Source organism: Burkholderia sp. BCC1640 (assembly GCF_902833125.1).
Taxonomy (GTDB): Bacteria; Pseudomonadota; Gammaproteobacteria; order Burkholderiales; family Burkholderiaceae; genus Burkholderia; species Burkholderia diffusa.
The window spans coordinates 138971-150552 of the sequence record NZ_CADFEF010000012.1; the positions used below are offsets into that span (position 1 = coordinate 138971).

An 11582-nucleotide genomic window follows, 5' to 3' on the forward strand; every position below is an offset into this window, starting at 1 on the left:
CAGACTGGCTTCAGGAACCGATCGAACCAGGACGACGGCAGGGAGGCGCCATGTACCAGAGGATCTTTGCGGCACTCGACGGCAGCCGCGGTGCACGGCTCGCGCTCGACGAGGCGATTTCGCTCGCCCGCGACTCGGGCAGCCTGGTCATCGCCATGTGCGTGGTATCGGATGCGCCGCGGCTGGCCGACGTCGACAGCGGCTATATCGACCAGCGTGACCCGGCAGGCCTGGACGCGGACAAGGCCGCGATCGCGGTCTCGGATGCGGAAACCGCGTTCCAGCTATCCGGCGTACGCGGCGTCGCGCAAACGATCGACGCATGCGGAGAGGACATCTCAGACGTGCTCGCGCGAGCCGCCGCCGAATGCAACGCGGACCTGATCGTGATGGGCACGCATGGCCGGCGCGGCGTGCGCCGTGCGTTGCTCGGCAGCGTCGCCGAATCGCTCGTGCGCATCGCGGACCGGCCGGTGCTGGTCGTACGCGAAGGGCCGGGCGCGTGTGCCGGCGTGCTGTGAGGGTGTGACAAGAGGCGGGCAGCCGCAAGCGGCTGCCCGTTTTCGCGCGCTCAGTGAGACAGCAGGACCGGCACCGTCATCGTTTCGAGGATCGTGCGGGTGGCACCGCCGAGCACGCGTTCGTGCATGCGCGCATGGCTGTACAGGCCCATCACCAGCAGATCCGCGTGCAGGTCGGTCACCCGGTTCAGCAGCGTCGCGCCCACGCTCACCGACCGTTGGCGCGGCGTGGTCGAGAACGACGCGCGAATGCCGTGCCGTTCGAGATACGCGGCGACGTCGACGCCTGCCGGCGTCTTGTCCGGATCGGGTTGCCCGCGGCTGACCGTCTCGACGTTGACGAAGCGTGCGCGGGCGAGCAGCGGCAGGGCGTCGGCCATCACGCGGGCGGCTTCGCGCCCGCCGTCCCAGCCGATCAGCACGTTCTCGCCGAGCGTTCGCACGTCGCCCGCGTAGGGCACGACGAGCGCCGGGCGTCCGCTGCCCATCACAACGTCCTCGACGAAATGGCGTGCGACGAAGGTCAGGCGGTCGTCGGGGTTCTCCTGGCCGAGCACCAGCAGATCGGCGTGGCGTGCATGCAGGACCGCGGCCTCGGTGGCGTTGCCGGTCGGCGCCTGCCATTCGACGCTGCGTCCGGCGCGTTCGGCGGCGATCAGGAATTTTTCTTCCGCTTCCTTGCGCCGCTGTTCGCACAGGCGTTCGTAGACGGCCAGCTTCAGCGGTTCGTCGGGCCGTCGCAACGGCTCGAACAGGTCCTGGCAAACCACGTAGAGGCCGATCAGATGGGCGTTCCAGCGCCCCGCGAGTTCGAGCGCGAGGTCGACGCGCGTCGCACAGCGCTCGCTGTCGTCGAGATGGACGAGCAGGGTCTTGTAGCTCATGACGGCTCCTTTTCGGTTGATGCCGCAGTGGTCTCGGCGGCCGCCTTCGCGGCGCAGCTCGCCGGAATCATCAGGACCGGGCACGTGGCCTGACGCAGCACGCGCTCGGCCACGCTGCCGAGGAAGAGGCGCTGGAAGCCGCGGCGGCCGTGCGTGCCCATCACGATCAGGTCGGCCTTGATCTCGCTGGCGAGCGCGACGATGTGTTGCGCGACGTCTTCACCCGACGGCGCGACGTTGGAAATCCGCGGCGTGCCGGCCACGTCACGCGCCTTCATGCGTTTCGCTGCGTCCTCCGTGACGCGCAGCCCTTCCTCGCGGAATGCATCGATCAGGATCGACGGGTCGTATCCGTACGTGTCGTAAGCCGGCACCAGGAAATCGACGACATAGACGGGGGTCAGCCGTGCACCCGTCTCCGACGCGAGATTCAGCGCGGCGTCGAGTGCGCGGGACGACGTATCGCTGCCGTCGAGCGCAACCAGAATGTTCGAGTACATGACGATTCCCTTGAACGGATGTTGATGCAATCATCATCGGCGCGCGCACGCCGATCGCGCTGATCTGGATCAACCGTCGAGGTTGCCGCGCAGCACGCGCACCGCGGCGCGCGCCGCGACCCACGCTTCGTTGGTCGGCTCGACGACCACCGTGACCGCGCTCGACGCGCACGACACCACATGCGCATGGGCGGCATTCGCGCGCGCGTCGAGCGCGACGCCGAGCCAGCCGAGCGACGCGCAGATCCGCTCGCGCAGTTCGGCCGAGTGTTCGCCGATGCCGGCGGTGAAGACGAGCATGTCGAGGCCGCCGAGCAGCGCGGTCAGCGCGCCGGTCTCGCGCACGATGCGATGGACGTACAGCGCCAGCGCGTCGCGGGCCGGCTCGTCGCCGGCCGCTTCGCGCGCGAGCAGCACGCGCGGATCGCCGGATGCCCCCGACACGCCCTTGAGCCCGGACTCGTGATACAGCATGTGTCCCAGTGCGTCGCCGGACAGCTTGTCGACGTCGAGCAGGTGCAGGACGACGCCGGGGTCGAGCGTTCCGCAGCGGGTGCTCATCATCAATCCGTCGAGCGCGGAGAAGCCCATGGTCGTCGCGACGCTGCGGCAGTCGCGCAGCGCGCACAGGCTTGCGCCGCTGCCGAGATGGGCGGCGATCACGCGGCCATGCGCACGCTCGCCGAACGATTCGGCGAGCGCGACGGACAGGTATTCGTACGACAGGCCATGGAACCCGTAGCGGCGCACCCCCTGGTCGAACCACGCGTGCGGCAACGGCAGCAGCTGCTCGACGCGCGGCAGCGTGCGATGAAACGCCGTGTCGAATACGGCGATCTGCGGGACGTCCGGAAACGCGTCGCGCAGCGCATCGATCGCATCCAGGCTGTGCGGCTGATGCAACGGCGCCAGCGGCGTCAGCGTGCGCAACGCGTCCAGCACGTCGTCGTCGACGACCACCGGCTCCACGTATCGCGCGCCGCCGTGCACGACGCGGTGCGCGATCGCGCCCAGCGTGACATGCGGCAACTTCACGCGGATCCACGTCGCGATCCGCGCGAGCACGGCGCGGTAGGGATCGTCATCCGTGCCGAGCGGCAGCGAACCGTCCGGCTCGGCGTCGAAGCGGATCGACACGCTGTTGCCGGCCGCGACCGCTTCGCCGTCGTGCAACGGCCGCCGCACGGGATCGCCGTGCGGCGGATACGCGAAGATCGAGAACTTGACGCTCGATGAACCGGCATTGACGACGAGCAGTGCGAGCGTACGCATCGGCCGGCTCAGTGCGACATCAGCACCGGCAGCGTCATCGACGCCAGCACCGTGCGCGTGGCGCCGCCCATCACCAGCTCGCGCCAGCGCGGATGCCCGTAGGCGCCCATCACGAGCAGATCGGAACCCGTTTCATACGCGCGCGACAGCAACGTGTCGCCGATCGCCGAGCCGGCGCCGGCATCGATGTCGAGCACGTTCACGTCGCGTGCATGGCGCGCCAGCATCAGCGCGGCGTCGGCGGCCGGAATGCGCGTGGTTGCCGCTTCCGAATCGCCGTCGATCACGGCGGCGACCGTCGTGCGCTTCGCGTGTTCGAGAAAGGGGATTGCGTCGTGCGCGGCGCGGGCCGCTTCCCGGCTGCCGTCCCACGCGACGAACACCCGTTCGCCGATCGACGGGAATTCGCCGGCGTACGGCATGAACAGCACCGGGCGACCGGCGGACAACACGAGGTTTTCCGGAAACTGGTCGTCGATGAAGGTCTCGGGATCGTTCGGGTCGCTCTGGCCCGCGATCACGAGGTCCGCCAGGCGGGCGGCGCGCGGCACGGCCAGGTTCGCGCGGTCGTCGGCACACACCCATGCGGCCGGCACTTTCGCGCGGGCCGTCTCCGCATGGAACAGGCGTTCCAGGGCCGCGAGCCGTTCGTCGCGCTGTTCGCGGTGCTCACGGAAGTAATCGGCGGACCCGGCCATCACGTAGAACGAATGCGGTTCCGGCGTGTAGACCGCGTACAGGCCGGTCAGATGCGCACCGAAGCGCCGGGCGAGACGCAACGCGAATTCGAGCCGCGAATGCGCGCGGGCGCTCGAATCGAGGTGCACGACTATGCTCTTGTAGCTCATCGGAATCGCTCCATCGACGGGGGAACCGCCAGTGCAATCCAGTCTACGGAGCAGGGTTTCCGCGTACTTGACTCAGATCAACGGCTCCCTTGCGCGATGCCCGCACAGTGAAGCGGTCGCGATGCCGATCCCGGGCAGGCGGCATGAGGCGGAATGCCAACCCATTGACCGGATCGAAAGAGGAAAGCCGATGAGTACGTACGCTTTGACGACACCGAATGACGTCTGCCGCGCGGGCTGCGATCTCGCGCTGCGCATGGTCGCGTTGAACCGCGACTGGCAGCATGAATGGCTTGCGCTGGCGGGGCGGCGCATCGAGCGCGACCGCGACGCGGTTCGTCACCTGCAGCAGGCGCTTGCGGATACGAAGGAGTGGACGGCCTTCGGCGAGGCGACCCGGCAGGTGATGCGCGACTACGCGATCGCGAGCGTCGCGATCTGGCAGGATGCCACCGAGCTGTGCATGCGTGCGCAATACGAGAGCGCCGGCGCATGGCGCACCTGGGCGCGCGAATACGGCGCAGGCGCGCTGTCGCGTTATCAGACCGACTGGTTGCCCGATCTGGAGCGACTGGCCGTGGTCAACGAAGCCAGCATGCCGTGGGCGGAATGGATGACGGCACTGGAGCACGGGATCGAGGACGCGAGCGAAGGGGCGCCGGTTTCCCCCCGCCGTCTGAATGGCACGGCCGGCGCACGGGAGAACGACCATGTGCGCTGACCGCGTCGCGTTCGTCACGGGCGGAATGGGTGGCCTGGGCGCCGCGATCAGCCGGCGCCTGCACGATGCCGGCATGACGGTGGCGGTGTCGCACACGGAAGGCAACGACCACGTCGCGACGTGGCTCACGCACGAACGCGAGGCGGGCGGGACGTTCCACGCGTTCGAGGTCGACGTCGCCGACTACGATTCGTGCCAGCACTGCGCAGCACGCGTGCTGGCTGAATTCGGGCATGTCGACGTGCTCGTCAACAACGCCGGGATCACGCACGACGCCACCTTCGTGAAGATGACCAAGAGCATGTGGGATGCGGTGCTGCGCACCAACCTCGACGGCATGTTCAACATGACGAAGCCGTTCGTGCCCGGCATGATCGCGGCCGGCTTCGGGCGGATCGTGAACGTCGGCTCGGTGAACGGCACGCGCGGCGCCTACGGGCAGGCGAATTACGCGGCTGCGAAGGCCGGCATCCATGGCTTCACGAAGACGCTGGCGCTCGAACTCGCGCGCCACGGCATCACGGTCAACACCGTTGCGCCCGGCTATCTGGCGACCGCGATGCTCGAGACGGTGCCGAAGGAAGTGCTCGACACGAAGATCCTGCCGCAGATTCCGGTCGGCCGCTTGGGCGACCCCGGCGAAATCGCCGAGCTCGTCGCGTTCCTGTGTTCCGACGCGGGGGCGTTCGCGACCGGCGCGGAATTCGACGTCAACGGCGGCATGCACATGCGATGAAAGCATCCGTCATGCGCTTGCCGATCGGGCACGAAACGATGCGGCCAACGAGTACGAGCGAACCGGCGTCGCGCACGGCCGAATGCACGCCGGTCCGTACGTCGCCCGCCGAACAATGGAACCGCGCCGCGCATGCGAACGTGGCCGCGATGACGTTCGGGCTGTCGCCCGTGTCGATGGCGCTGGCCATGCTCGACTGGGGCGCGCATCTGGCCGTGTCGCCGGGAAAATGCTTCGAGCTCGCGACGCAGGCGTGGCTGGCTGCCGCCGCACCGGCCGCCAGCCAGGGCGAGAGCGAGGGCGGGGCCAACGCGGCCGACTCGAGCGGCCTGGCCGTGCACGCGGGGCAGGCCGATCCGCGCTTTGCCGCGCCCGCGTGGTCCGGATGGCCGTTTCGCGCGTATCGCGACGGCTTCCTGTCGATCCAGCGCTGGTGGCGCGACGCGACGCGCGACGTGCCGGGCGTCGAACGGCACCACGAGGAGTTGGTCGGATTCATCGCGCGACAGTGGCTCGACGCGTGCTCGCCGGGCAATTTCCTGGCGACCAACCCGGTCGTGCTCGACGCGACGATGCGCAGCGGCGGCGCGAATCTCGCGGCAGGCTTCCGGAACTGGCTGGACGACGCGAGCGCATTGCTCGATCGCACGAGCGGCACGCGCGCCCGCGACACGCACGGCTATCTGCCGGGACGCGACGTGGCGATCACGCCGGGCCGCGTCGTATGGCGCAACGCGTTGTGCGAGCTGCTGCAATACGACCCGACGACGCCCGCCGTGGCACGCGAGCCGATCCTGATCGTGCCGTCGTGGATCATGAAGTACTACATCCTCGACCTGCAGCCGCACGATTCGCTGATCCGCTTCCTGGTCGATGCCGGCTACACGGTGTTTGCCGTGTCGTGGCGCAATCCGGGCGCGGAGGCGCGCGAGCTCGGGCTCGACGATTACCTGCGCGACGGGTGCATGGCGGCGCTCGACGCCGTCCGGTCGATCTGCGGCGAAGCCGTCCACGCGGTCGGTTACTGCCTCGGCGGCACACTGCTGGCGATCGGCGCGGCGGCGCTCGCGCGCGACGGGCGGCAGCACGACGCATTGCGGTCCGTCACGTTGCTGGCGGCCCAGACCGATTTCAGCGAACCTGGCGAACTCGGCCTCTTCATCGACGCGAGCGAACTGTCCGCGCTCGACGCGCTGATGTGGCGGCAGGGCTACCTGGACGGCGCGCAGATGTCCGCCGCGTTCCAGCTGCTGAACGCGCGCGACCTGATCTGGTCGCGCATGATGAGCGAATACCTGCTCGGCACGCGCACCAAGCCGAACGACCTGATGTCGTGGAACGAGGACACCACGCGCATGCCGTACCGGATGCATACGGAATACCTGACGCGGCTTTTCCTCGACAACGATCTCGCGGCCGGTCGCTATTGCGTCGACGGGCGACCGGTCGCGCTGTCGGATATCGACGTGCCGACGTTCGTGGTCGGGACCGAACGCGATCACGTGTCGCCCTGGCGTTCCGTCTACAAGCTGCATCTGCTCACGCACCACGCGCTGACGTTCGTGCTGACCTCCGGCGGCCACAATGCCGGCATCGTGTCCGAGCCCGGTCATCCGGGGCGCCACTATCGCTGCGCGACGCGCGAGCACGGCGCGCCTTACCGCAGCCGGCACGACTTCGTGAGCGAAACGCCCGCGGTCGACGGATCGTGGTGGACGTGCTGGCGCGACTGGTTGCGCGCGCATTCGTCGGGCGACGTGCCGGCACGCGTGCCGGCCGCCGGTTTCGGCGCGGCACCCGGCACCTACGTGCTCGAGACATGAACATGAACCTGCATCCGGATGTGTCCGTCGGCGCGCGCCTGCCCGGCCTGTTGCCGCGCGCGGACGGCGAACTGCCCGAGCTGATCGCGCGTGCGCGCCATGCGCCGCCGTTGACGATGGCCGTCGTGCATCCGTGCGACGCGGCCAGTCTCGTCGCGCTTGCCGCGCTGGATGCGTCGCCGCTGGGCGCGTCGATCGAGCCGCTGATCGTCGCGCCGCGCGCGAAGGTGTCGCGCGTGGCGGACGAGGCGGGCGTCGATCTGGCGAAATGGACGATCGAGGACGTGCCGCACAGCCACGCGGCGGCGGCCCGGGCGGTGGAGCTCGCGGCGTCGGGCCGCGCCGGCGCGCTGATGAAGGGCAGCCTGCATACCGACGAGCTGATGGGGGCGGTCGTCGCCGCGGAATCGGGCCTGCGCACGGACAAGCGCATGTCTCACTGTTTCCTGATCGAGGCGCCCGCCTATCCGCGCCCGTTCCTGCTCACCGACGCGGCCGTCAATATCGCGCCGGATCTCGCGCAAAAGGCGGCCATCACGCAGAACGCGATCGACGTCGCGCATGCGCTGGGCGTTGCCTGCCCGCGCGTGGCCGTGCTGTGCGCGGTCGAGACCGTCAATCCGGCGATGCGTTCGACGCTCGACGCGGCGGCCCTGGCGAAGATGGCCGAGCGCGGGCAGATCACGGGGGCGATCGTCGACGGCCCGCTCGCGTTCGACAACGCGATATCGCAGCGGGCCGCGCGCGAAAAAGGGATCGATTCTCCGGTTGCCGGCCGTGCCGACATCCTGGTCGTGCCCGATATCGAAGCGGGCAACATGCTCGCGAAACAGCTCGAATACCTGGGCGGTGCCGCGAACGCGGGCGTCGTCGTGGGCGCGCGCGTGCCGATCGTGCTGACGAGCCGCGCCGACGGCGTCGCCGTCCGCGTCGCCTCCTGTGCGCTCGCGGTGTTGCTGGCGCAGGTCCGGCATGACACCGCCCCGATGCCTGAACAGGCCCCCCTTTCGATGGAGGAATCGCGATGAAAGCACTCGTTTACCACGGCCCCGGGCGCAAGGCGCTCGAACGGCGACCCAAACCGGAATTGCAGTCGCCCACCGACGCGATCGTCCGCGTGACGCGCACGACGATCTGCGGCACCGATCTGCACATCCTCAAGGGCGACGTGCCGACGTGCGAACCGGGCCGCATTCTGGGCCATGAAGGCGTGGGTATCGTCGAGCAGGTCGGCGCGGCGGTCGATTCGCTGAAGCCGGGCGATCACGTGCTGATTTCGTGCATCTCGTCGTGCGGCCGCTGCGAATACTGCCGCCGCGGACTGTATTCGCATTGCACGACCGGCGGCTGGATCCTCGGTAACCGGATCGACGGCACGCAGGCCGAGTTCGTGCGCATCCCGCATGCGCCGACCAGCCTGTACCGGATTCCGGCCGGCGCGGACGAGGATGCGCTCGTGATGCTGTCCGACATCCTGCCGACCGGATTCGAATGCGGCGTGCTGAACGGCAAGGTGCAGCCGGGCTGCTCGGTCGCGATCGTCGGCGCGGGGCCGATCGGGCTCGCAGCGTTGCTGACCGCGCAGTTCTATTCGCCCGCGCGGATCATCATGATCGATCCGGACAGCAACCGGCTGGAGGTCGCGCGGCGCTTCGGCGCGACCGACTGCTTCGACGGTCGCGATAGCGACCCGGTGGCGGAAGTCATGAAGCTGACCGACGGCGTGGGCGTGGATTGCGCTATCGAAGCGGTCGGCATTCCGGCGACGTTCGAAATGTGCACGTCGCTCGTGGCGCCCGGCGGGGTCGTCGCGAACGTCGGCGTGCACGGTGTCAAGGCCGACCTGCACCTCGAGAAGCTGTGGGATCGCAACATCTCGATCACGACGCGGCTCGTCGACACGGTCAGCACGCCGATGCTGCTGAAAACCGTGGGCGCCGGGCGCCTCGATCCGGCACGCCTGATCACGCACCGGTTCTCGCTCGACGACGTGGAACGCGCGTACGACACGTTCGGGCGCGCTGCGCAGACCAACGCGTTGAAGGTCATCATCGAAGTCGGCTGATTGCCGGGCCGCGTGTGACGGGAATCGGGAGCCTTCGCCTCCCGTCACGCGCGGCGGGCGTTTCGCCCGCGATTCGCCGTCAATCAGGACGACAGCGCGGCGGGTTCCTGCGTGTCGTTCGATTCAACCTCGTCCAGATCGACGCACTGCTCGTAGGTCGGCACCTCGCACCGCCAGTGCAGGGTCTCCGCGATGCGCCGGCGCATCGCATCCGCGGCAGCGGGTTCGCCATGCGTGACGAACGTCCGCACGGGCGCGCACTGCATCGTGCCGAGCCACTTCAGAATCTCTTCGTAGTCGCCATGGGCCGACAGCGTCGTGATCATCTCGACCTGAGCGCGCACGCGGACGTACTCGCCGTGAATCTTCACCGTCGGCTCGTGCGCGGCCAGTGCCGCCCCGCGCGTGCCGGCGGCCTGGTAGCCGACCAGCGCGATCGTGTTGCGCGCATCCGGCGCATAGCGGGTCAGGTGATGCAGCACGCGCCCGCCCGTCGCCATGCCGCTGCCGGCGATGATGACCATCGGGCCGTGGTGGTCGGCAATAGCCTTCGACTGGTCCACCGACCGGATCATCGTCGCCGCGTGGCCGAGCGCGTTCGCCTCCGAGACGGTCAGGCGGTGCTCGAGGATATGGTGACGATAGATCTCCGTCACGTCGGTTGCCATCGGGCTGTCGAGGAACACCGGGACGCGCGCCATGCGGCCGGACGCCTTCAGCCGCGCGATGTAATGCAGGATTTCCTGCGCGCGGCCGACGGTGAAGCAGGGCATCACGACGACACCGCCGCGCGCGAAGGTCTTGTCGAACATTGCGGCCAGTTCGGCTTCGGGATCCGACGCCGGATGCAGCCGGTCGCCGTATGTCGATTCCACGACCAGATAGTCCGCATGCGCGGGCGGGCGCGGCGGCTGCATGATCGGGTCGTGATACCGGCCGAGGTCGCCCGAGAACGCGAGCACCTTGTGATCCCAGTGCATCACGACGCTCGCCGCGCCGAGGATGTGCCCGGCCGGTAGCAGGCGGAACGACAGGCTGCCGCCCAGCGCCGTGCATTCGTCGAAGGCGACCGGCTTCAGCAGGCGCAGCGCGCGCTGGGCGTCGTCCAGCGTGTAGAGCGGTTGCGCCGGATGATGCTTCGAGTAGCCGTGCCGGTTCGCGAAATCGGCTTCCTCCTCCTGCAGCCGCGCGCTGTCGCGCAGCATGATGTCGCAGAGTTCGGCCGTGGCCGCCGTGCAGTACACCGGCCCGCGATAGCCTTCGCGCACCAGCACCGGAAGATAGCCGGTGTGATCGACATGCGCGTGCGTGAGCACGACCGCGTCCAGCGTGTCGGGCGCGAACGGCAGCGCTCGCCAGTTGCGCAGCCGCAGGTTCTTGGTCCCCTGGAACAGGCCGCAATCGACCAGGACGCGCCGGCTGCCGTGCTCGACCAGATACTTCGAGCCGGTCACCGTTTCGGTCGCGCCGAGAAATGTCAGTTTCATGAATTGCCTCATCGGGAGTCGACGGAACAGTAAGTCGATTACATCCCGAACGTGCGCGCGGCGGTTGACCGAAATCAGGAATTTCGGGATCCCCATGCCGGTCGGGCAAGATTCCCGGACGGCGCGCGGTTTGACGACGATCAACCTCGGGCAACGGCGGCGGCGGGATAGTGATTTCGTGCGCGCTTGCGGCGTCGTGATCCCGTTATCCGCGCATGCCGTGCGCGCCGCGCGTATCGGCATCACGAGCCTTTCGGGATGAACCCATCATGACGTTGATCGCCAATCTGGATGGCGCCGGGCACCTTTACCGGCTGTGCTTCGTCCGCTCGCCCTGGGCGTGGTTTACCTGCCTGCCGCTCGACGAGCAATGCGGCGAGCGCTGGGCGGACGTGCCGTACCAGAATGCCGCGAAACCGCCGTACAGCGATTCGCGCGCGCAATTGCTGCGGGTCGCGTTCGACGCGCCGGGTCTGCTGCCGCCCGAGGCCGGGCGGCACGGGCACGCATGGAGCGTCCAGCAGATCAACCACGGCGCGGCGCCATGGCTGCGCAGCGAAGATTTCGTCGACGCGCTGACGCTGACCGTGCCGGCCGGGGTGACGCTCGCCACGTTCGTCGAACGGATCGAGGCCGCCGGCGGCACCGTCTACGGGCCGCTCGGCTGGGCGGAATTGCCGCCGTGGCAGCGGCCCGACGTCGTGGCGCAGACGGGCTGAATGGGG

Annotated in this window: 12 protein-coding genes; 7 read left to right on the plus strand and 5 right to left on the minus strand. The window is 68.7% G+C overall.

What is annotated here, in order from left to right:
- Positions 1-50: 50 nt before the first annotated feature.
- A complete protein-coding gene (locus HWX25_RS15550; RefSeq protein WP_059816801.1) occupies positions 51-521 on the plus strand; it encodes a universal stress protein in 471 nt (156 codons plus the stop codon).
- 50 nt (positions 522-571) lie between these two features.
- On the opposite strand, the gene HWX25_RS15555 is transcribed toward HWX25_RS15550, so the two are convergent.
- The 4 genes from HWX25_RS15555 to HWX25_RS15570 all read right to left on the minus strand — a co-directional run bounded on the left by HWX25_RS15555 (position 572) and on the right by HWX25_RS15570 (position 4025).
- The gene (locus HWX25_RS15555) at positions 572-1405 is read right to left on the minus strand and encodes a universal stress protein (RefSeq protein ID WP_175909017.1); all 834 of its coding nucleotides are present in this window, start codon (positions 1403-1405) and stop codon (positions 572-574) included.
- A complete protein-coding gene (locus HWX25_RS15560; protein WP_175909018.1) occupies positions 1402-1905 on the minus strand; it encodes a universal stress protein in 504 nt (167 codons plus the stop codon). The genes HWX25_RS15555 and HWX25_RS15560 overlap by 4 nt, the downstream gene beginning before the upstream one ends.
- A gap of 69 nt (positions 1906-1974) precedes the next feature.
- Positions 1975-3177: an acetate/propionate family kinase gene (locus HWX25_RS15565; protein WP_175909019.1), complete on the minus strand. Its 1203-nt coding sequence runs from the start codon at positions 3175-3177 to the stop codon at positions 1975-1977.
- A gap of 8 nt (positions 3178-3185) precedes the next feature.
- Complete coding sequence (locus HWX25_RS15570; protein WP_175909020.1) at positions 3186-4025, minus strand: universal stress protein; 840 nt, start codon at positions 4023-4025, stop codon at positions 3186-3188.
- 190 nt (positions 4026-4215) lie between these two features.
- Between HWX25_RS15570 and HWX25_RS15575 the strand changes: the two genes are divergently transcribed.
- Genes HWX25_RS15575 through HWX25_RS15595 form a run of 5 tightly spaced genes read left to right on the plus strand, consistent with a single transcriptional unit; the run spans position 4216 to position 9370 of the window.
- A complete protein-coding gene (locus HWX25_RS15575; protein WP_175909021.1) occupies positions 4216-4746 on the plus strand; it encodes a hypothetical protein in 531 nt (176 codons plus the stop codon).
- The gene (locus HWX25_RS15580; RefSeq protein WP_175909022.1) at positions 4736-5482 is read left to right on the plus strand and encodes a beta-ketoacyl-ACP reductase; all 747 of its coding nucleotides are present in this window, start codon (positions 4736-4738) and stop codon (positions 5480-5482) included. Before HWX25_RS15575 ends, HWX25_RS15580 begins: the two co-directional genes overlap by 11 nt.
- Entirely contained in the window at positions 5479-7305 is a 1827-nt protein-coding gene (locus HWX25_RS15585) for an alpha/beta fold hydrolase (protein ID WP_175909023.1), read from the plus strand. The genes HWX25_RS15580 and HWX25_RS15585 overlap by 4 nt, the downstream gene beginning before the upstream one ends.
- Positions 7302-8333 (plus strand): bifunctional enoyl-CoA hydratase/phosphate acetyltransferase, encoded by a 1032-nt coding sequence (locus HWX25_RS15590; RefSeq protein WP_175909024.1) that lies wholly within the window; start codon positions 7302-7304, stop codon positions 8331-8333. The genes HWX25_RS15585 and HWX25_RS15590 overlap by 4 nt, the downstream gene beginning before the upstream one ends.
- Positions 8330-9370, plus strand: coding sequence for a zinc-dependent alcohol dehydrogenase family protein (locus tag HWX25_RS15595; protein ID WP_175909025.1), 1041 nt, complete (start codon positions 8330-8332; stop codon positions 9368-9370). Before HWX25_RS15590 ends, HWX25_RS15595 begins: the two co-directional genes overlap by 4 nt.
- 83 nt (positions 9371-9453) lie before the next feature.
- On the opposite strand, the gene HWX25_RS15600 is transcribed toward HWX25_RS15595, so the two are convergent.
- Entirely contained in the window at positions 9454-10857 is a 1404-nt protein-coding gene (locus HWX25_RS15600) for an MBL fold metallo-hydrolase (RefSeq protein ID WP_175909026.1), read from the minus strand.
- Between the two features lie 269 nt (positions 10858-11126).
- On the opposite strand from HWX25_RS15600, the gene HWX25_RS15605 reads away from it, so the two are divergent.
- Positions 11127-11576 carry a hypothetical protein gene (locus tag HWX25_RS15605; RefSeq protein WP_175909027.1) on the plus strand — a complete coding sequence of 150 codons (450 nt, stop codon included), beginning with the start codon at positions 11127-11129 and terminating at the stop codon, positions 11574-11576.
- The last annotated feature ends 6 nt before the right edge of the window (positions 11577-11582 follow it).

Excerpts from the sequence above, each read along its gene's own strand:
- HWX25_RS15550 (WP_059816801.1), top strand. The coding sequence starts at position 51 with ATGTACCAGAGGATCTTTGCGGCACTCGACGGCAGCCGCGGTGCACGG.
- HWX25_RS15555 (WP_175909017.1), bottom strand. The coding sequence starts at position 1,405 with ATGAGCTACAAGACCCTGCTCGTCCATCTCGACGACAGCGAGCGCTGT.
- HWX25_RS15560 (WP_175909018.1), bottom strand. The coding sequence starts at position 1,905 with ATGTACTCGAACATTCTGGTTGCGCTCGACGGCAGCGATACGTCGTCC.
- HWX25_RS15565 (WP_175909019.1), bottom strand. The coding sequence starts at position 3,177 with ATGCGTACGCTCGCACTGCTCGTCGTCAATGCCGGTTCATCGAGCGTC.
- HWX25_RS15570 (WP_175909020.1), bottom strand. The coding sequence starts at position 4,025 with ATGAGCTACAAGAGCATAGTCGTGCACCTCGATTCGAGCGCCCGCGCG.
- HWX25_RS15575 (WP_175909021.1), top strand. The coding sequence starts at position 4,216 with ATGAGTACGTACGCTTTGACGACACCGAATGACGTCTGCCGCGCGGGC.
- HWX25_RS15580 (WP_175909022.1), top strand. The coding sequence starts at position 4,736 with ATGTGCGCTGACCGCGTCGCGTTCGTCACGGGCGGAATGGGTGGCCTG.
- HWX25_RS15585 (WP_175909023.1), top strand. The coding sequence starts at position 5,479 with ATGAAAGCATCCGTCATGCGCTTGCCGATCGGGCACGAAACGATGCGG.
- HWX25_RS15590 (WP_175909024.1), top strand. The coding sequence starts at position 7,302 with ATGAACATGAACCTGCATCCGGATGTGTCCGTCGGCGCGCGCCTGCCC.
- HWX25_RS15595 (WP_175909025.1), top strand. The coding sequence starts at position 8,330 with ATGAAAGCACTCGTTTACCACGGCCCCGGGCGCAAGGCGCTCGAACGG.
- HWX25_RS15600 (WP_175909026.1), bottom strand. The coding sequence starts at position 10,857 with ATGAAACTGACATTTCTCGGCGCGACCGAAACGGTGACCGGCTCGAAG.
- HWX25_RS15605 (WP_175909027.1), top strand. The coding sequence starts at position 11,127 with ATGACGTTGATCGCCAATCTGGATGGCGCCGGGCACCTTTACCGGCTG.